Origin of the sequence: Mycolicibacterium austroafricanum (assembly GCF_000612725.1) — a bacterium.
Classification (GTDB): domain Bacteria; phylum Actinomycetota; class Actinomycetes; order Mycobacteriales; family Mycobacteriaceae; genus Mycobacterium; species Mycobacterium austroafricanum.
Genome location: NZ_HG964463.1, coordinates 31,659 through 50,658, shown reverse-complemented (window position 1 = coordinate 50,658; position 19,000 = coordinate 31,659). Strand labels below are relative to the sequence as shown.

At 65.7% G+C, this 19,000-nt stretch carries 20 protein-coding genes and 1 tRNA gene; 5 read left to right on the top strand and 16 right to left on the bottom strand.

The features are described from left to right. The first annotated feature begins 90 nt into the window (after window positions 1–90). The 4 genes from BN976_RS31425 (at window position 91) to BN976_RS32285 (ending at window position 2,796) form a co-directional block, all read left to right on the top strand. Window positions 91–167, top strand: a tRNA-Pro gene (locus BN976_RS31425). Window positions 168–288: 121 nt separating this feature from the next. Beyond that, window positions 289–1,500 carry a tyrosine-type recombinase/integrase gene (locus BN976_RS31420; RefSeq protein WP_051558687.1) on the top strand — a complete coding sequence of 404 codons (1,212 nt, stop codon included), beginning with the start codon at window positions 289–291 and terminating at the stop codon, window positions 1,498–1,500. A 147-nt stretch (window positions 1,501–1,647) separates the two neighbouring features. Next, a complete protein-coding gene (locus BN976_RS31415) occupies window positions 1,648–1,917 on the top strand; it encodes a helix-turn-helix domain-containing protein (protein WP_036377694.1) in 270 nt (89 codons plus the stop codon). 273 nt (window positions 1,918–2,190) lie between these two features. Beyond that, window positions 2,191–2,796 carry a helix-turn-helix domain-containing protein gene (locus BN976_RS32285; RefSeq protein WP_158498066.1) on the top strand — a complete coding sequence of 202 codons (606 nt, stop codon included), beginning with the start codon at window positions 2,191–2,193 and terminating at the stop codon, window positions 2,794–2,796. 41 nt (window positions 2,797–2,837) lie between these two features. On the opposite strand, the gene BN976_RS32280 is transcribed toward BN976_RS32285, so the two are convergent. From BN976_RS32280 to BN976_RS31345, 13 genes are all read right to left on the bottom strand, one after another. Beyond that, window positions 2,838–3,476 (bottom strand): hypothetical protein, encoded by a 639-nt coding sequence (locus tag BN976_RS32280; protein WP_051558684.1) that lies wholly within the window; start codon window positions 3,474–3,476, stop codon window positions 2,838–2,840. A gap of 90 nt (window positions 3,477–3,566) precedes the next feature. Beyond that, a complete protein-coding gene (locus BN976_RS31400; protein ID WP_036377622.1) occupies window positions 3,567–4,370 on the bottom strand; it encodes a hypothetical protein in 804 nt (267 codons plus the stop codon). A gap of 77 nt (window positions 4,371–4,447) precedes the next feature. Then, window positions 4,448–5,587 carry a hypothetical protein gene (locus BN976_RS31395; protein ID WP_051558683.1) on the bottom strand — a complete coding sequence of 380 codons (1,140 nt, stop codon included), beginning with the start codon at window positions 5,585–5,587 and terminating at the stop codon, window positions 4,448–4,450. A gap of 132 nt (window positions 5,588–5,719) precedes the next feature. Continuing rightward, complete coding sequence (locus tag BN976_RS31390) at window positions 5,720–6,100, bottom strand: hypothetical protein (RefSeq protein WP_145978022.1); 381 nt, start codon at window positions 6,098–6,100, stop codon at window positions 5,720–5,722. A gap of 121 nt (window positions 6,101–6,221) precedes the next feature. Beyond that, window positions 6,222–6,977 carry a S1 family peptidase gene (locus tag BN976_RS31385; protein WP_036377618.1) on the bottom strand — a complete coding sequence of 252 codons (756 nt, stop codon included), beginning with the start codon at window positions 6,975–6,977 and terminating at the stop codon, window positions 6,222–6,224. A 107-nt stretch (window positions 6,978–7,084) separates the two neighbouring features. Next, on the bottom strand, window positions 7,085–7,561 hold the full coding sequence (locus BN976_RS33075) for a DUF3310 domain-containing protein (RefSeq protein ID WP_036377615.1): 477 nt from the start codon (window positions 7,559–7,561) through the stop codon (window positions 7,085–7,087). Then, on the bottom strand, window positions 7,558–7,782 hold the full coding sequence (locus tag BN976_RS31375) for a hypothetical protein (RefSeq protein ID WP_036377612.1): 225 nt from the start codon (window positions 7,780–7,782) through the stop codon (window positions 7,558–7,560). Before BN976_RS31375 ends, BN976_RS33075 begins: the two co-directional genes overlap by 4 nt. Window positions 7,783–8,136: 354 nt before the next feature. Next, complete coding sequence (locus tag BN976_RS31370; protein ID WP_235622208.1) at window positions 8,137–8,502, bottom strand: hypothetical protein; 366 nt, start codon at window positions 8,500–8,502, stop codon at window positions 8,137–8,139. Between the two features lie 82 nt (window positions 8,503–8,584). Next, a complete protein-coding gene (locus BN976_RS31365; RefSeq protein ID WP_036377609.1) occupies window positions 8,585–9,712 on the bottom strand; it encodes a MinD/ParA family ATP-binding protein in 1,128 nt (375 codons plus the stop codon). Between the two features lie 82 nt (window positions 9,713–9,794). Continuing rightward, window positions 9,795–12,131, bottom strand: a complete 2,337-nt coding sequence (locus BN976_RS31360; protein WP_036377606.1) for a hypothetical protein — start codon at window positions 12,129–12,131, stop codon at window positions 9,795–9,797. 2 nt (window positions 12,132–12,133) lie between these two features. After that, a complete protein-coding gene (locus tag BN976_RS31355) occupies window positions 12,134–14,851 on the bottom strand; it encodes a putative type IV secretion/conjugal transfer ATPase (RefSeq protein WP_036377603.1) in 2,718 nt (905 codons plus the stop codon). Window positions 14,852–14,867: 16 nt separating this feature from the next. Beyond that, on the bottom strand, window positions 14,868–15,182 hold the full coding sequence (locus tag BN976_RS31350; protein WP_036377600.1) for a hypothetical protein: 315 nt from the start codon (window positions 15,180–15,182) through the stop codon (window positions 14,868–14,870). Window positions 15,183–15,258: 76 nt separating this feature from the next. Beyond that, on the bottom strand, window positions 15,259–15,588 hold the full coding sequence (locus BN976_RS31345) for a hypothetical protein (RefSeq protein WP_234811958.1): 330 nt from the start codon (window positions 15,586–15,588) through the stop codon (window positions 15,259–15,261). Between the two features lie 349 nt (window positions 15,589–15,937). Here BN976_RS31345 and BN976_RS31340 point away from each other — a divergent pair, with 349 nt between their 5' ends. Then, a complete protein-coding gene (locus BN976_RS31340) occupies window positions 15,938–16,732 on the top strand; it encodes a hypothetical protein (RefSeq protein WP_109489700.1) in 795 nt (264 codons plus the stop codon). A gap of 26 nt (window positions 16,733–16,758) precedes the next feature. Here the strand turns inward: BN976_RS31340 and BN976_RS31335 are convergent, their stop codons facing one another. From BN976_RS31335 to BN976_RS31325, 3 genes are all read right to left on the bottom strand, one after another. Continuing rightward, window positions 16,759–17,373 carry a metallophosphoesterase family protein gene (locus BN976_RS31335; protein ID WP_235622207.1) on the bottom strand — a complete coding sequence of 205 codons (615 nt, stop codon included), beginning with the start codon at window positions 17,371–17,373 and terminating at the stop codon, window positions 16,759–16,761. A 178-nt stretch (window positions 17,374–17,551) separates the two neighbouring features. Beyond that, a complete protein-coding gene (locus BN976_RS31330) occupies window positions 17,552–17,827 on the bottom strand; it encodes a hypothetical protein (protein ID WP_036377599.1) in 276 nt (91 codons plus the stop codon). A 99-nt stretch (window positions 17,828–17,926) separates the two neighbouring features. After that, a complete protein-coding gene (locus tag BN976_RS31325; protein ID WP_036377597.1) occupies window positions 17,927–18,841 on the bottom strand; it encodes a hypothetical protein in 915 nt (304 codons plus the stop codon). Between the last annotated feature and the right edge of the window lie 159 nt (window positions 18,842–19,000).

The window sequence follows — 19,000 nt, the reverse complement described above, 5'->3', positions numbered from 1 at the left end:
CCCCTCGGTCGCGGCGACCACGCGGTTGGGATTCCGGTGTCACGCTGATGTAAGCTTTCGACCGCCTACCGGCGATCCCGGGAGGCACTGCGGGCTGTGGCGCAGCTTGGTAGCGCACTTGACTGGGGGTCAAGTGGTCGCAGGTTCAAATCCTGTCAGCCCGACCAAGGAAAACCCCCTCTGACCTCGGTCGGAGGGGGTTTTCTTGTTTCCGTAGGATGTGCCAACTCGCTCCCTGATGACACGCGGTGACACTCAAGCCTCTGTTTCGGTCTACAGTTCCGTGTCATGGCGCGCATCCCGCACTACGTCAAGATCGTCACCACGAAGGGCGGCGAGGCCCGCTACCAGGTCCGCATCGAGACCGGCAAAGTCGACGGGAAGCGTCACCAGGGCAAGCGCACTTTCAAGAAGCTGCAGGACGCCATCGACGCATACAGCGAGGCACGCGGCGACCGATCCCGCGGCGTGCAGGTGACACCTTCAGGTGTCACGCTTCGTCAGGCCGCCGATGCCTACCTGGATGCGCTAAACGCCCGGCCCAACACCCGCACCGCCTACGCCGCGGTGCTGCGCCCAGCGATCGAACGATTGGGGGACCGTCCGGTGCAGGAGCTGCGCCGCGACGAGATCGAGAAACTTGTCACCGACATCTCGACCAAAGCGGTGCCGTCGGGGGACTGGCGCAAACCGTCGAAGTTGCCGGCGGGGGTGAAAGAGACGTGCGGGCCGTGGGCGCCGGGCAGCGTCAAGCACATGCTCTCGCGGCTCGGCGCGGTGTACGGGCGATTGATTGAGGATGGGACGGTGCTGCGGAGTCCGCTCGATCATGTGAAGGGCCCGGCACGGGTCAAGCGCGCCAAGGTGACACTGACTGTCGCTCAGTGCCAACACTTGTTCGACCATCTCGAGTCCACCCGCGACCGCCTGGAGCACATGCACCATCTGGCGCTGCAAGCCGGCATGCGCCGTGGCGAGCTGGCGGGATTGAAGTGGGATGACATCGATCTGGAGGCCGAAACGATGACGGTGGCGCGCCAGCGTGTACACAGCGAGGCTGGTGCCGTGGAGGCCGACACAAAAACCGACGCCGGCCGCCGCACGCTCCCGATCCCTTCGACACTGCTGCCCGTGCTCAAACGCGCCGCGCTGCGCTCGGAGGCAGAACAGAAATTGGTCGGTAACCGGTGGCAGGGCGATGGGACCGTCGTGTGCGACGAGTTGGGGCGCGCCTACTACCCCACGACCCTGAGCTATATGTGGCGCAATGCTCTCGCCGACGCCGGGCTACCTCACGTCCGGCTGCACGACGCGCGCCACACCTGTGGAACGTTGATGCATCTCAACGGGGTGCCGATCGCCGTGATCGCAGCGGTGCTGGGCCATACCGACGCCAGCTTCACTCAGCGGGTGTACGCGCACTCGCAGGAGGATGCGGTGACGCAGGGCATGGCGGTCTACGCGCGGGTGCTGGAAACCCGCGAGAAAGCCGCCACCTAGCGGTGCTGTCACGTCCCTGTCGGCAATGGCATGGCCAGGAGCGAGATGCATGTGCCGATGCATGGCAGCGATGCATTCATCTGTCTTCGGCGGCGTGTCGTGTGCTCGCACTGGACGTGGTGGCGTTGAGCGCAGACCATGGAGTGCATGGCGGGCAGTGAAGGTGGCAACGACGAACTGGTTCAAGCAGTAGTCACGCTTTTGCGCGCTGTCTCGACGGGGGCCACCAGCGCTCCGCCGCCACGAGCGCGCAAGCTGCTGCGGGTCGCCGAAGCTGCAGAACAGTTGGCCATCTCAGAAGCCCACGTGTACGCACTCATTCGCTCCGGGGAGATCCGCAGTGTGAAGCTCGGCAACGCACGCCGGATCGCCCCGAACGAGATCGACCGCATCATGGCCGCCAGTGAGGCCAGTTGACCCGGTGACGCCGGGCGACCGTGAGGGGGCTACAGCTGCATCAAGGAACGCCGGCACGCAGATGTCGCCGTGGGATTGCCGCTTGGCGCAGCCGATCTGGACCGCCGCTGAACCAGCGGAACACAGCGGCGGCGGCAGGGCTGCCGCCGCAACACACCGGTCCAACTGAAACGGCTGTGCCTGTAGGTCGTCAGAACTGCGGAAGTGCGTCGACGTCGGAGTGTCGGACTCCCGCACTGGCGCCTATCGCGAGATATGCGCACGATGGTGCACATGCAACTGGACACGCTTCTCGACGTGGTGGCCACCGCGCTCCGCGAGCGTGAGCAGCATCCGCAGGCGGAGCCCGACACGCTCACGCTCGCCGAAGCCGCAGAGTGGCTGGACGTGTCACGCTCGGCTCTGTGCGCAATGATGCGTCGCGGCGAACTCGCCAGCATCACTATCGGTTCGCGCAGGTTCATTCAGGCGTCGGCCGTTCACCGACTCTTCGACGCTGCTGCCGGCACCGCGCCGAAGCCGGAACCGGACAACAGCTACCAAACGCATGTACGGGCGCCCAAGAGGACAGCCGTCGCACCGTCGCCACCGTCGCCACCTCCGCTGCCGGAGCAAGCAGGCAAAGCGCGGGCCACGGGTGAACCGCGCCTATCGCGGCATCTTCGGGCGCTGCCCGCGCTGTCGCCCGCCTCGGCTGCCGAAGCCGAGGCGGCGCCGGTGACGGTGCACACCATGGATGAGGCAGCCGAGTTGCTGGCGTGTAGCAAGGGCAGGGTGCGTGCGATGCTGCGCGACGGCCGGCTGACGCCGGTCACCGTGGGTCGCCGCGTGTTCGTCTCAGCGCGAGAGGTCGAGCGCTTGATGGCGCCCACGTCGTAACCCCACGGCGGCTGGACGCGGACTTGGACATCGCCGTGGCGTTACCGGCGCACCAACGCGCGAGCACCGCGAGTCGGAGCTTTCCCGAACGATTCGACTGTGTAGTTGCCGCCACCGCCGACGTCACGGTCGTCGCGGGCGTACTCGTCGTTGCCGACGATGATTCCGCCGCTGCGGGATGTCCACTGAACCGCGTGGAGGTGGCGGAAAAGGGATGCGGCCAGTGGGTGTGCGTGTGCTCGCTCGGGGGCATGGTTGTTCTCGGAGACGTCCCAGGTGACGGTGTTGCCGGCCAGGGTGATGGTCGCGTCGAGGCCGCAGCGGAAGACGGTGTGGGTCTTGCCTGCGCCGTCTCTGTGGCGGGTGATCACTGACTCGCGGATCGCCTTCTGTGACGGCTTGCGCCAGCGGGTCGCCGACGTGTTGCCGCGGCGCTCCCAGTGGCACATCAGAAAGTGTGCCTGTTCGCTCAGCGTGCTCACGATGGGATCGTTGGCGATCCGGGAGTGGTCGGCCCGCTGTGCGGGGGTCATGGTGCGCAGTCGATTCCACGCGCGATCGGTCTCCGCGGTCAGCGCCGCGATCTGCGCATCAGCGGCACGCTGCAGGGCGGCGCGCAGCTGGGCGGGCTGGCCGGTCGGCAGCGTGATGGTTCCGTGTTCCCAGGCGTAGCGGCTCATAATTCCCCTTCGTTGTGTTCTCTAAAACAGAGAATAGACGAGAGGTGTGACAGGTCGCGGGCGGCCGTTCCGCGGTGACGGCGTGGTCACCTATTCGGTCGCGAAGAACACCGGGTCGGAGAACATGGCGATCGTCAACGCCCACAGGCCATCTGCGTCGGCAGGCACAGCCACGCAGGTGTTTGCTTCGGCAACCTCGCCGGTGTGCAGCTCACCAAAGCCGAGCAGCGAATCGGGAATGAAGCCACATTCGTCGCCATAGGTGCGGCTGTCTGAACCGACGAACTCCACCCAGATCTCGAGCGCCGGCCTCACGGGGTCGTCCCCGGTGTACGTCGCGCGCACCGGCACGATCCAGAACTCCATGCCCGGCGACGGTGCGGGATTGGACGGATCCGCGGCGGCCACCTCGGCGGTGGCCTCGCGCGGTGCGCCGAGCGTGACCGTCCACCCCGGCTCGGTGACCGTTTCCCCGATCAGCAGCGGGTTCTCCCGGCTGCCGGGTGGCGCACCGGCACCAGGGCCCTCGCTCGCACTGACGGATTCAGTGGGTGACGGCGGCTCAGCGCTGTCGAAAGCGTCATCGAAAACACCGCGCACCAGATCCATCAACGCGAAGCCGCTCACCACTGCACCGATCACAGCCACGACGACCGCGCCGGCGCTGGTCGCCTTCGGCCGCCCCGGCAGGCACAGCCCCACAACACCGAGAACGAGCGCGACTGGCAGCAACACTGCGCTGACCAGCAGCACAAACGGAGCGGCGATCAGCCCGAGGACCGCGACGGTCAGCGCGACCAACCCGACAGTGTTGCGGCGTTTGGCGTCCAGCTGCGCGAACGGATTCGGGTAGCCCGATGGCGGCGGGTAACCGCCAGGCGCAGGTGTCGTCATGGTGGCCCTTTCCGAGTTGAGGCGTCTTGCGTGCCTGCATCAAACCTGACGCGAATGCTGAGAGTGGTCGGTGGCGCCTACCCGCCCGCGGCGGGGGCTGGGTTGGCGGCCAGCCACAGCTCCAGTGCGGCGGGGCCGATTTCCTTACGGGTTTTCCTGTTGAGTCCGAGCTGGCGTGCCCGTTTCTGCACCTGGTTGATGAGGTCCGGCTCGGCGCTCCACGGCAGGGGTTTTCGGCTGTGCCGCGCCGCCCGCGCGGGCACTGCGAGCAGATCGGATTCGGGAAACATGGTGAGCAGCGCCAGCATCTGTTCGGGCTTGATCGCTGCTGCTTTGCCCTCGGTGAACCAGGTGAGAACTTCTGTCTCGCTTGCTTCGTCGACGATGCCCTTGTTATGGATGAAGTCGTTGCGGATTCGGCGGATGTCGCCGAACAGTGGCACACGAATGTCCCGCGCGTCCCACGGGTCTCCATCCGGCGCGGTGCCGTGCGCGGCAGCCACCCGTGCCCGGAACTGCTCGTCCCACAGCGAGTGCATGTAGGCGAACCACTGACCGTAGAGAAGCTGCTGGACCGGCGAGAACCGGTCGAAGCTGACGAACCCGGTCTGCGGCGTCAGCATGGTGACACCGCCGTGCGTCGCGATTTCGAGATCGCGCATGGCGATCCGGCCGGGGCCCGCTGCCTTCACGATCTGGAAGCGACTGACATCGAGATAGGCATCCGCCGGCACTCCTGCCCCCGCGGAGTACCACTCGTAGAGCTTGGTGACCACCGCGTACTGGCCGCTGAGCATCACCGCCAGCGACAGCGTGAACTCACTGCGCAGCTCTTCGACGATGGCTTCCAAAGTCTCCGGGGCAGCCGCGGGCGCGGTGAGCGCTGCGCGCATGGGCGCGATACCTGCGTAGATCGCATCGAGGGCCGGTACGAGTTCTCGTGCAGTCCATCGTTGACGGCGACCGGTCGTGGCGGCGCGGATCGCCTGTGCGAGCGCGGATGATGTTCGGCGCAATTGCAGGTCGTCGGCCGTGTCCAGCCGGGGGAGGTCGCGCAGATAGTGCCCAGGTGTGGTTTCGCGTAGCGCCTGCGACGGGTCACCGGCGATCCACTCGTCTTGACGCGGGTGATGCCGCATCGCATCGGCGAAGTTCTTGACGACCTGTTCGAGTTCGTCGAGCTGCTGAATCCAGTGCATGAGGTTGCCGCCTGCCATGCGCTCAGACTCCCACGCTGTCCGGCGATCATGCGCCAAGCTCGGGCACTCAGACGTATCGCGGCATCTGCGTCGACAGAACATCTCGACGCAGATGCCGGCGCCTCGGCGTCAGCGGGACCGCGAAATGGATCAGGCCAAGGGGCCCAGGTCGGGAAGATCGGGCGGGAAGGACCAGATCATGTCGCCTTCCTCGGTCAGCACGGTGAAGCCGTTGGCCCGAACCAGCCGGTCCTCGTCGTCGATCGTGCGGGGCCGGAACGCGAAGCCCGCAGCGCCGTCGATGCCCTGATCGGCGGGAATGTTTGGGTCGAACTCGATGACCACGTTCGCGTCCCGGAGCCGGGCGTGAAACGAGTGCACCCGTTCCAGGTCGGCGGTGTCCATGCCCCTGCCGCCTGTTGCGATGAAATCGCCGTGCAGCCGCATCAGCGCGTAGACGGGGCTGGGCTGCAACTCGAGGGGCACGTCCCATGGGAAGTGCAGTCGGGCAATCTCCAGGGGCGTGGGCACGCGGTGGACCTCCTAGACGACGCTTGCTCAACGTAGAAGCTAGCAGTCCGTGAAGGCTGCTCGTGCCCGCGCGTCGGGAATCTGCGAGGACGTGACAGTTCGATGTGCGGTACGGGATCGATCAGATGGTGAGTCCCCATCTGGTCATCCACGGTTGAATCAGCTCGGCGATGGTGGTGCCGCCGCAATCTTGAGCGCCGGTGTGGTCGACCTGGCAGTCAGCTTCGTCGTCGGGAGTGGCGCTGTTGACCGCGATCGCGGTCACCGTGCCATCACCGTTGTCGCGGTAGACCGGGCCGCCTGAATCACCGTGGCGGTTGAACGCCCCGAAGTGCACCTTGCTTGACGTCACTTTCGTGACCGTCCCGCACGAGATCCCCGTATAGGAGCCGATCTTGCACAGACGTTGTCCCACGCGCGGGCGCTCGACGGCGGTGATCGGCATGCGGTTCAGCAGGGCGATAGCCACGGGGACCGCCGTGGCGCTGAGCCCGACGAGGCCGATGTCGGGAAGAGTGGCGTTGAACGGCTCCCCGGGCGGGCTTTCGTAGCCGTTGCGGATGAACGACCCCAACGGCTCGAAGTCACCGGTTCCGCGGAAGTAGATCTCTAGCAGTCCACCCTCGTCGCAGTGGCCGGCGGTGAGCATCAGCGGGGTGCCGGCGCTGTCGTGCACGGTGAAGCCGGCGGTGCAGGCGCTGATGACGTTGCCGGAGGGATCAAGCGAAGACACGGGGTAGCCGGGGGCGATGACGTCCACCGGCGGGGGTTGGGAGTCCGCCGGTGGTGAGCTGGCGATGAGGGTGACCGCGGCTGCAAAGAGTGCCGCGAACGTGCGCGGCAGGTATGTCGCTGCGGATGAGTGGGTGTCAGGCACGGAATCAGTGTCGCAGCTGTGCGCGTCTGCGTGCGGGTTGCCGCGGCGAGGTGACGGTCCCCGTCAGCGGCGCCCGTCACGCAGCGATTTCCCACCCATGCCCTATGTCAGGCAGGAAACGCTGACCGCAGCCCGAGAACCGCGTCGCGGGCTCCGTCCCAGTCCATCGCAGCGACGGCGCGGTAGAAATCCGCGGCGGCCGGATCGGAATCGTGGTCGGCGACGCACTGCAACATCTCGGCTGCCGCTGGCGGGGTGTGGAGGCCGACCCCGCCGTGCGGAAGAGCCTCCCCACCGCCGAGCAGGTGCCGGGCAGCGCAGATGATCCGTCGCCACCGACCGGCAGCCGCAGCATCGATCAGCTGCTTGGCGGCGTCATCGAGATAGAACAGCGACTTGTCGAGATCCTGTGCGGCATTGCCCTTGTCACCTCGGCGCCAGACGTACTTGACGGCATTACCGAGATCGAAGCTCAGTAGTCGCGTGACCGTTATGCACTCGATCCCGCTGGGATGGCTGGTGTAGTGCGACGGATGGTTGACCGGATCGTGCTCTGTCGCGGCGACAGTGGCGTCGGCGGTCATGCGGGGGTCACCTCGACGGTGATCTGCGGCGACAGTAGGCGAAGGTCGACGGTGCTCGCGGTGTCGGGGCTGATCAGATCGGCGAGTTCGGCGGCCTTGATCATGACGACGCCGTGGGTGCTGGCGCGGGAGATCGCATCCGCCGACAAATCATCGGCGTCATCGAAAGTGCCTGTGTAGACGGGAGTATCGGATACGCGCAAGGTGTAGGTCAAAGACATGGGCGCACCGTAGGTTTGACAGTCGCGCGTCGGCGGGTGTGGCGCGTGCGCAGCCGGATACAGACGGTGTGCTCCGTGCCGAAGCGCCAACGAGGACGTGACAGCTGCGAGGCGGACGCGGATATGACACTGCCCCCGTCGCCGAGGACGCAACGGGGGCAGTGTCATAGAGCGCTAGGAGCTGTCCGGGTTCGGCGACCGAACCTCCAGCTCCCCGCTGCGGGCTACGCCACGAACTGCAAGGTCTGCTCACTGATGGTGATTGTGACCACGCTTGCGTTTTCCTCCTGGCGGTAATCCACACCGAGGGCATCGAGTGCGGCTATAGCAGCATTGATGTCCATCTCGGTTCGCTCAGCCCTTCTTCGGAACCCGAATGGTGGCCAGGCCGCGGCCGGCGAGCACCTTCGGAGTGGCCCACCCGGTGTCGATGAGGCGCGCGCTCTCCTCGTTGAACGCGGTCGCCGCCTCGATCACCACGTCGTTGAGCTTGGCGTTCTCAGCGTCGATCTCGGCCTGCAGCGCGGCGATGCGCTCACGGCCGTCGGCGCGGCCCTCCTCCAGATCACTGACCGCCTGCTCGTGGAAAGAGCGCAGCTCCTCCAGCCGGTTCAGGCCATCGGTCAGGATCGCGGCGGGGTCCTCGACAGCGGCGCTGTCGGTCGCCACGCCAGACGAGGTGAAGGAGTCGGTGCTGTTGTCGGTGTAGGTGTCGGTCACGGTATTTCCTCTCGGTTCGATTGTCGGCCCCACCGGCGGTGGGATCTAGTCGTCATGTGCCGGGGATCGCGCCGGCGTCGCATCAATCAGGCAGCTTGCTCATCACCTCTGCGGTCAGCCACACGTACGGCAGCTGAGTGGTGCGGTCTACAAGGTCCAGGCTCATCGGCCCGCCCTCGCTGATGTGGGCGTCCCACGGAATGGTCACGACCGGAGTCGAATACGCATCCACGACGCGGGTCCGCTCGGCTGCCACGTCGATGTGGCCCTTGCCCGGGTGGGTCTGCACGAACACCACCACTGCGTTGTGCAGCAGGTCGATGTACTTGCCGCCGAACCGTTTCAGCGTGTTGATCAACACGTGCAGCTCGTCGATCGAGTCGGCGGTGGTCGCAGCGGTCAGCACCAGCTGATCAGCCAGTGCCAGCCCTGTATGAAACACCGGTGAGTCGATGTTGAGGCCGAAGTCGATCAGGGTGATGTTGAAGTAGTCGCGCAATACCGCCACTGCGCGCTCCAATTTCTCAGGTGTCAGGAACCCTGCGCTGTCCGCGCTGGAAGCGCCGAGCACACGCAGCCCAGAACGGTCGGTGAGCAGATAGCTGCTGACATCGGAGTCGCGGTGCAGGTTGGGATCTGAGGCCAGTGACACCACCGAACGCGCCGGCTGGCTGTTCACGCCCCTGGTGCGGTCGGTGATGTTGCCCAGCGGGTCGATCGAGGCCGCGACGATCTTGAGCCCACGCTGATGAGTGGCCATGGTGGCGCCCATGTTCAGCGTGGTGGTCGTCTTACCCCCGGCGCCCTTACCGGAGAGGACCGCGATCGTCTTCGGGCCACGCAGCGTGCGCTGGATCTGTGCTACGCACCGGTCGTAGTGAATCTCGTCGGCGCCCTTGGACAGATTGAGGCCGAAGCGGTTGGCCACCGCGCGCCACCCCTGCTGCGGGCCCTCGGTACGTACGCCGATGCGGGCGCTGCGGTTGCTGTCGTTGGGACCGGTGCTGGCGGTACGGGTGTCAGCCGGCGCGCTGAACGTCTCACCGCGCGGTGCCGGCTGCCACTGCGGCGCTGGCGGTGCCGGCGGCTGCGGTAGGGGAACGTCGTCGAACCGCGGCGCAGCAGCGGCGGGGCGGTCGATCAGCTCGGCGGGTGCGTTCTGGTACTTCTCGCGCAGCCGCCGTGCCACGTCGTCGTCCTGCACGTTCATTGGTTCACTCCTCGATGTCTGCGGGTGGGCACATGCTGGCAGCGCCAGCGCGTGTTCGCCTGGGGCGGCGCGAGTGCCGCGCTTAGAACGGATCGCCGAATCCCATGCCGTTGGCGCGCACCACTCGGTGGTCCGGGTCGCTACTCAGCCGCAGAGCCAGGCGATTGTCCTCGGGTGGGAGGGTGATCCGTACCGGGTGACCCGCGGCGGCCATTGTGACGCCTACCTCTTCGATCTCGGCTTCGATCGCTGCTGACGCCAGAAAATCCGCCGGCGGGGCAATGTAGGACGCCGGGTTGCGGTTGATACCCGGACGCAAACCCGACGCCGAGCGGCCCTCCTGAACCTCCGCAACGGGGGACGTGACAGCCTGCGATCCACCGCGCGCCCGTTGCAAGTGCTTGCGCCACCCGCGATTCCACGTGGCCTGGTCATTGACCGCCACGGTCTCGGCGACCGCACCGGGTTCGGTCTCGGCGGAGTGGGCCGTGGCAGCTAATGCATCGGTGAGCACCAGCGCGTTGCCGTGCACCGGCGTTGGCGTGCCGAACGGCACCGGGTCCAGCGGGGCGCCGGGCCTGAACAGCCGCAACATGTCGCGCAGTGTGCGCGGCGCCGGCGGCGGCCGGCCCGTCGACACGAATGTCGCACCAACCATGCGGGCCGCCGCGTCCAGCGCAGGATCGGCGAACTCGTTGCCCTGTACCGCTGTTGTCGGCATTGTGAACGTCATTGCCAGCGTTTGGGACCCGGCCAGCATGGAGCGGCGATCACTGTCTCCGTCGGAGCCGGAGGCAGCCGCACCAGCCGGACTGTCCGCGTTGGTCGCAGATTCGCCTGAAACGCCATCGCTCTCCTCATCGGTGACGATCGCGCGATCGTCACCGTCGACCTCGAAGGCCTGGGCACTGTGATCGGTGAAGTGACCGCGTGTATCGAGCACCGCACCGGCAGCGGCACCAAGCTCGGTCGGGTCAGCATCGGCGGGCTCTGCACGTGACTCAGCGCTACCTGCGACGGTGACGTCGGTGGGAGTCGTCGGCGCGGCGGCCGTCTCGGCCGACGCCATGGCGGGTGCGGTCAAAGCCGCCACCGCCGCGGCATCAGCCGCACTGACTTTCTCGGGCACGGTGTCGGTTCCTTTCTTCGCCGCATCGCGCGGTGCGGGAAGGGGTTTGGAGGCAGCCGATTTAGCCTCCTCATCGCGTGCCCACTCCCACGTCTTGAACTGCTTGAACACGGCGTTCATCGACGCCGCCGGGGCGACGCCCAGCGTCTTCTCCAACGTGATGTTGGCGTCCGCCTTGAGCAGACGCACCAGTGCCCCGGTCTTCGCCGTGATCTTCACGATGGCCCACGCCGCCGCCGCAAAACCGATACCGAGCCCGATCATCAGGGCGAACGCCTGTCCCGCTGCGTTCTCGATGTTGAGCAGGCCCAGCACGTTGGACGCGAAACCCGAGACCATGGCAGGCAGGCCCACCGCGACCATCGAGGTAACCACGGCCATCACCAGATGCCCGACCGCGCGAGCGAACATCTCCGAGAGCGACTCGAATCCGCGCCGGCGCGGCACCGCGGCTGCAGCCACCCACGCAGTGGCCACCACCGACAACACAGACAGCGACAGGTGCAGCACGTACTTCCAGGCAGCCACCGCCGCGAACACCAGCATTGGCAGTGCCGGGAAGATCAGCATCAGCAATGCAGTGAACAGCGTGTCCGGGCCTGCGCGGTTCTGCCCCTCAGCGAAGCAACCCGACGCGGCTGACAGCTCCTGTCCCGACATCATCGCCGTCGACCAAGCCGCGCTGCAGCTGTCGTTGAACGCCGCACCGTAATTCAGCGCCAGGGTCGGGGTGCGAATCGAGTTGTCCACCAGGGCCTGTCCGGCGGTCAGCGTGGTGTCAGCTCCGCTGCCGGTGACCGCCGCGGCGATGCTCACCGAGAATCCGTTGGCCAGCTCCATCGTCTTGGTGATGAGCATGAACGGGTCGTGGGTGAGCACGACGACGCCCACCACGAGCGCCAGGGCCACACCGATGCGGTCCAACGTCTCGCTGTTGAACAGTCCGCTCGTGGTCGCCGCGGGGCGCGACCGCATCGCGGAGACCGCGACGATGCCCAGGCCCATGCAGGCAATCGCCCACGGCGGGACCACCGCGTACAACGGCGCCGTGATCTGCTGATACAGCTCCGAGAGCGGGTCCAGCCAGGACGCCGAGGACAGCACGAGGCCCATCAGTCCGTTGGCGATCACCGCCACGGCTTTGAACGCCGCGTAGACCATCGCAGTGGCCATTCCGAAGATCCACGAGTCGTGGTTGGACATCGCGCTGCCCAGGTAGTGGAGCTGATAGCTGCTCGCCGGTGCGCCGTCGGAGTCGTCGGCGGTGAACAGATCGAGGAACGTCGCCATGCTCAGCGCCCCTGACCCGGCTCAGCTGCGTGACGACCGTTAAGTGGCGGTGCGGGCACCGCCGACCGCAGGTCACCCGCCGCGGTGAGGTCACTTTCACGGATCATTCGCGAACTCGTCGTGTCCGCGAAGCGGGCCAACGAATCGGACAGGATCGGCAGGTACTGCACCCGTACGGTGTTGTTGTTTCCGTCGTTCCACCAGCCCTCGCCGTAGCGGCCTGCGCGAGTGAGGTTGTTGTTCTCCGGATCCGGTGGGCTGGTCTTGTTGACCATCATGTCCACCAATGAGTCGAGAACAGGCATGTCCATGAGTTCGAGCGCTGCGGCGGCATTGTTCTTGTTCTTCTGACGCAGCGCCGCTTTCTTCTCGATCATCGCGTAGTTGTGGTCGAAGTCGTCGGCGTGCTGAGACGCGGCGACGATGAAGTTGGCGTCTTTGCGGCCGGTGCGGTCAGGTGATCGGATCAGCAGCTCCACCACATCCTCGTTGCCTTTCAGGAAGCTGATCTCGTCACCGAAGAACACACAGGTGCCGCGGATCTGACCGAACCGGTGGGCTGTCATCCGCGCGATCGATCCGTAGACCGAGGCTGCCCATTTGTTCAGGTCGGAGGCAGCAGCGGGGTTCTCTCCGCGGTACACCGGCAACTCATGGGTGCGAAATACCGTGGCGTGGGGGACCTTGCCCGACTCCATACGCGCGGCGAGGTCGGCGATGTCGTCGAACGGCGCGGCGCCCTGGTCGCCGGAGGCGCGTGCCGGCGGATCGATGAACGCCGCGGTGAACGGAAGAGCTGCCCAGTGCTCGAAGTGACGCAGCAGGGTTCGTGCTTCCGGATCACCGGTGGTCGTCAGCCACTCCATCAGCCGGCGAGTGCTGGTGATGCCGCGAACCGCGCGGAAGTCGGGGTGCAGGATCTTGGCCAGGAAAGCCGCTTCGGCAGACTTCGTGTCGATCTCGAACAGCGGCAGGTAGTGCGCCATCATCACCGTCTCGGCGACAGGGGAGGGCAGGCACTTGAGGAAGTCCATCGACACCCGACCGCTCGGAGTTTCGCCGGTAGCTGCGTTGACGACCTGCACCCGGGCGATCCGCCGCGCGTAGACCGCCCACTCGCCGTGCTTGGAGTGATCGATGGCGGTGGCATAACGGTTGAGCGCCGTGACAAACAGGAAGATCAGCTTCATCAGATGCGATTTGCCGCCTCCCTGCGCGCCGGTGAGTGCGATAGAGGCGTTGCCTTTGTCGGTGGCGTTGAGCAAATCGAGCAAGATGATCTGACCGTTGGCGTTCTCTTTGTTGACCGCGATCGGCATGCCCACCGCATCACCGGCGAAGCTGCGCCGCACCGGCATGGCGCCAGAGAACCAGTACGCCGTCGAGGTCTGCAGCAGATCGTCACCGAGCCGGGTGCGCCGCGACCCCGGCATCATCATCGTCCACAGCTCCTTCTGCCCGCCAACAGGCAGCAGCGGGGTGTAGTTGTTGGAACGGAACTGCTGGGACACCGCAGAGATCCGGTTCTGCAGGTAATCCAGGTCGTTGGATCCGAATGCAAAGATCGCGGCCACCTGCATGCCGCGGGGTCCGGACTTGGCGCGGATCGCTTCGTGGAAGCGCCGCAACTCACCGCGGCGGTTGTCGTAGTCGTAGGCCTCGAATTCGTCGTCGGCGTTGGCCGTGCCTTCGGAGACGAGGTCACGTTCGGTGTTCGACATCGCCTTGGTGTCGACGAGATCCTGCGAGAAGCGCATCCGGAGAGTGAAATCCGCGTCGCCACCGACGGCCTGGTCGACCAGGTAGGTGAAGCTCGACACGGCGTCGGTGTAGCTGCTGGGGTAGCGTGCGATCCCGAACAGCGACTGGTAGGACACGGGACCGTCCGGCATCTCCGCGGTGCGCTTGCCCGGATGCGCGATCGACATAATCTTGCCGGCCGACAGTGTGCGAAACCTCCTGAACAGTGACAATTTCCGGTCTGCCTTGGACAGACTCTTGGTGTAGTCGCGGCCGTTGTCGAGGTCGCGCAGGAACGTCGAGTAGAGCGCACTGGCCTCGGCCGTTTCGTCGAAGACCACCTCGGGGTAGGCGTTCTCGGTCGGTGTGGCCGCCGGGGGAGCAAGCCCTGGCATCAGTGGCACGGCCAGTCCCCGCGTAGTGGCGCGATCGAAAGCCCAGTCGACCGCCGCGGGAGTGGTGCGCCGCGGCTTGAACTCGGCGGGGATCGCCGCGAAACAGCGCTTCTCGAACTCTCCGAGGTCGGCCCAGTCGAGGCCTTCGTGGGGGTCGGTCTCCACCACGGTCGAGACAAGCCGCTCCGACATCCGCCGCCGTGATGGCTGGCTGATCGCGAGCCAGTACACCCGGTCGAACTCGACGAACTCACCGGTCACCATGCGCCGGTACAGATCGTTGAGAAGACCCTCCAGGTACCGGTAGCGCTGCGGATCCCAATCGGGGATGCCGCCGGTGATGGCGTTCATCGTCTCCAGCGGATCGCGGCGGACACGGAACCCGGTCAGCATGATGTCGTCGGACGGGATGTCCGACAGCGCCGCGTAGAGCAGTTCGTGGCTGTCCTGCGCCGAGGCGGCGGTCTCGGGGCGGTAACTGTTGACGTTGAGTCCGCGCAACAGGTAGTTACACCAGACGCTGCCGTCCTCGGAGAAGATCAGATTGTCGCGACGGGTGCGCAGTTTGGGCACATGTGATCCCACGAGTTGGTCCCTTTCTCTACAGACCCGGAAGGTCGAAGTTGGCGCTGCGGCGATGTTTGAGTCCCCGGCGCAGCAGCACCAGCTGAGTGCGTTCGGAAAGTGCTTCGGTGTCGTCGAGTCGGGCCAGCACCGTCGCGTAGACGGCCACGGCGACGAACCCGGCGAGGAACACGGCACCGGCGATCAGTGGTCCTGCGACTGCGGAGACGATCAGGCACAGGGTCATCAGCGCCAGGACGGACAACTGCCCGAGGGGGCCGAGCCGTATGCCGGCGAGCTTCCAGATGACGCGTACACGACTGACGCCGTTGAAGACTCGGAACGGTCGCATCAGTTACTGCCCGAGAAGCTGTCACGTCCCTGCCGAAGCGGGTGCGCGGGTGAGGTGTTCGACGACGCGGCGGGCATCAGGTCAGGCTGTCGACGATGCCGGAGCCGTAGTTGGCGATGAACATGATGCCGCCGAGGAACGCCTCGATTACCAAGACGCCGAAAGCCACATCGCGGATGGCTTTGACCGAGCTGGCGCCACCCTTGGCGTCAGACCAGGCTTTGAACGCGTACCAGCCACCGACGAGGGCGACGATGACCATGAGTGCGGACAGGCCGATGTTGACGAGGTTGATCAAGATGCCATCACTGGTCGGGTCGGTGATGTCGGCGAGGTAGGTGACGCCCTGAGCAGCGCCAGCCGAAGCGGTGTCGATCAGTGCGGCGGGAAGCTGTGCGAGGTTCACGAGAATGGGTACCTTCCGGTGGCGGACCGCCGCGGTTGTGCGCGGTGGATTTACGGGGTCAGCCGTGAGCCTGAATCACGCCCTACAGTCGCGGCGAGTGCGACACGTCCCGGCCGGCGCAGGCAGCGGGGTGGTGACTGGGCGCGAGGTGCGCGTACGCGCGGGCGCGCACACCGGAGTCCCGCCGTCATATGGGCGCTCAGTCGCGTGCTCAGTCAACCGCTCAATACCTCGCTCAAAGAGCAGATCAATTCGAAGATCAAACTCAAGCTCAAAACAGCGATACACCACTTCGTCGTGTCGTGGCGCGCACGCGGGAATGCCGCTACGGGCGCTACTGTCCCGCGCCATGAGTCAGTCAACCGGCGTCACCGTGCACGCTTTCATTCGTCCCGGCACCCCGGCGTCGGCCGGGCCGTCGGTAGTGACACAGATCGTCGATCTCTACGAATTCGGAGTCCTCGGGCCCGGCAGCGAAGTCTGGGCCAACCTCGATGTACCCAACGCGCTCTGGGTGCTCTCGGACACCTCAACGTTCCTGCGCGTGGTCGATGTGCCCTCGGCTGGATGGGTTCGCCTGACACGCAACTCCGTGGTCTGGGGACGGGTGTCCAACGACACCAGCCGCTCACCCAGCCACGGCTTCTCGGTCAACGACATGCCGCTTCCGGTCCAGGAACACGACACGGTGACCGTCGTTTTCCGCAACACCGACCCTGCGCGCATGCGGGCACAGTTCGGTGCCGCGCATCATGCGATGCACGACTATCAGATCGAGCACGGGATGATGCGGGCCGTCGACCTGAAACTCAACGGGCAGCAGCGCCAGCCGGTGGCACACGATGCGAGTCAGTTCTCCCGCAACCACGCCGGCGTCCGCGGTCTGGACCTGATGGCGTGCACGACGGGCCCGGCGATGCACAAGGTGATTCGCGAGAACCTGGAAGCATTCACGACCTCCATCGACATCGCGGAGTTCGGCCGGATCAGGGCTGCCCAGCAGCGCATCTCGCAGATCGCCGAGGTGATCACCGATCCGATCGTGCAGCGGATCGCCGCGCTGCGTGACATCGGGCCGTTCATGGCTGACCACGAAGGTGAAGACGCTGACGACGCACTTGACGCAGTGCCGGGAAAGCACTAGGCGGGACCGTTAACGCACGCCCACACTCAGCTGGGCAGAGTGATCAGCGCGTGACCGTGGACGTAGTGCACGTCAGTGTCGCCGTGGCGCGACACCTCGGGGTTGTCGTATGTGTGGCCGTGGATCAGCCAGCGCGGACGGTAACGGTCCACCCACCGCCTCAACGCGTCTATGCCCATGTGAGCCGGGTCTTCGGCATCGTTGACGCCGGCCGGCGGGCAGTGCGTGATGACAAGCTCAGCGGGGCCCAGCGAGTCGATCGCCGCGGCGTACTCCGCCTGCGTGAAGAGGACGTCGTCGACATCCGGCTTGTAGCGCACACAGCCCTGCACCGCCAGCGTCGAGACGGCGTGGTGGCCGGTAAGGCGAAGTGTTCCTCGACTCGCCGGCGACGTGCGATCGCCGATCAAGTCCACTATCCCGTTGCTCGGCATATAGTCCTGGGTGCAGTGATTGCCGTACACCCCGGCGGTGAACGGTGCACCCGCGTGCGCCATGACAGTGGCATGCACCGCTGAGAAGTCACCGAGCGTGATGAGTGCGTCGGGACGAAACGTCTGGACCAGCGACTGGAGGGTGTATCTGCCCTCGGTGTCTTGCGGCCACGTGTGAGCCGAATCTGCAACGACGAGAAGCTTCACATCGCCATTGTGGTGTCGATTCCCACGATGAGGTGATGCGGCGCGGCGGGACCCGCGACCGGCGGTGAGTCGGTATGCGCCCGTCCACGATGCCGCCGACCGATGTTCGCCGCGGCGTGCAGGCGATGTGGTCGGTCCGGCGGCGGCCACCGGCAAGGAAACGGCGGCCGCCGCGGACTCACAGGCTGTGGCGGTTCTGCTGAGCCCGGGCCTGCTCGATGGTCATGGTGTGCCAATCGAAATCGAGCACCACCACTCCGTCGACAGCGCAGACGGTCATGCGCCCGGTCTCGGGGCTACCGGTGATCGCGAACGATCCTCCCACCGTGTGCCCGTGACGCACGAGCGCATCGTCGATGCGCGCCTGGTACTGACCGAGCCAGACGTCGGGGGTGTAGGTGATCCACTCGCCGGTTGTGAGATCGCGCAAGTAGGTGCGCAGTTCGGTGTCCATCTGGTGTGCGCCCCTTTCCTGAGCGATGCGTAGAAACTTAACTACAACTAGTGTAGTGAAGTTTTCGGGCTTCGGCAACAATTCCTGTGTTCGGCCACATCACCGCTCGGTGATGGCACCCCATCCGATTGGTGCGTCGATGCCGTCGACAAGCCACACGTTGTTGGCTCCCAGCGACACCCGCAACGCCAGCTGCATCACCGACCAGGTTTCGATCGCCGCGGAAGCTTTCACGGTCACCAGAACTTTCAGCTCGGTTCCCGGTTCTGGCTTGGCCGGCATCGGCGTATCCGCAGAAGCCTTGATCGACTGGATCTCCGCGCGGCTGTACGGGCTGTCGCTGATTGCCGATCCCACGAACTTGGCAGAGACGTATTGTCCCATCGACGTGGACCCGTCCTCCGACGCCAGGTATGCGGACACAAAACGGTCCAGAGACTGACCAAGCGGCCCACTGGAGTCCACCGGATTCGTGTACTTGGTAGCCACCTTGAACGGTTGAGTGTCGACGTTGACGATTGACGGCCAGATGAGCAACTGGTAGTCCCCGTCACGATCGAGCACCGTCACCATGTACCGGCTGATCTGCGCGCTGCTGGAACCGGGGGACACGAACGTGACCGCGAACGTTGCCTGCCACAGCACCGCGTCATAGCCCTGCCAGCGCACAATGTCAGACGCGTCGATGGACCGCACTTCGAACGGAACCGGTGACAGTTCGATGTTCTGCGCAGCTGAGGAACGGGCCATCAGCGGCGTCTGTGCCTGCGTGGATCCACCCATCCACAGCAGGAGCGAGTTTCGCGCGTAGTTCTGCACCCGTGTGACGTCGGTGATCGCGTCGAACGTATCGACGGGCTTGGGTAGGCGCGTCAGGATCACTGCCGTCAGCACCACCGTCGCCATCACCATCAGCAGCGCCAGCGGGCCGCTGATCATCGTGAACACCAGTGCGCGTTCGCGCGCCTTCGGCTTCCACTGTGAGGGGCGGGTCAGCTTCCCCAGACTCGACATCTCGCTCCTCGTTTCTGTCCGGTGCGACAGCCCACCGTGGGCCGCGCCGTGCCCGTCTGACGCGATCGGGACGCGGATAAGGTAGCCGCGCCCCGGCAGGGTCGGCGCTTCGCGGCGCGGCCCGCCACCAGGCAGGACAGAACACAACGGAGGTCGATC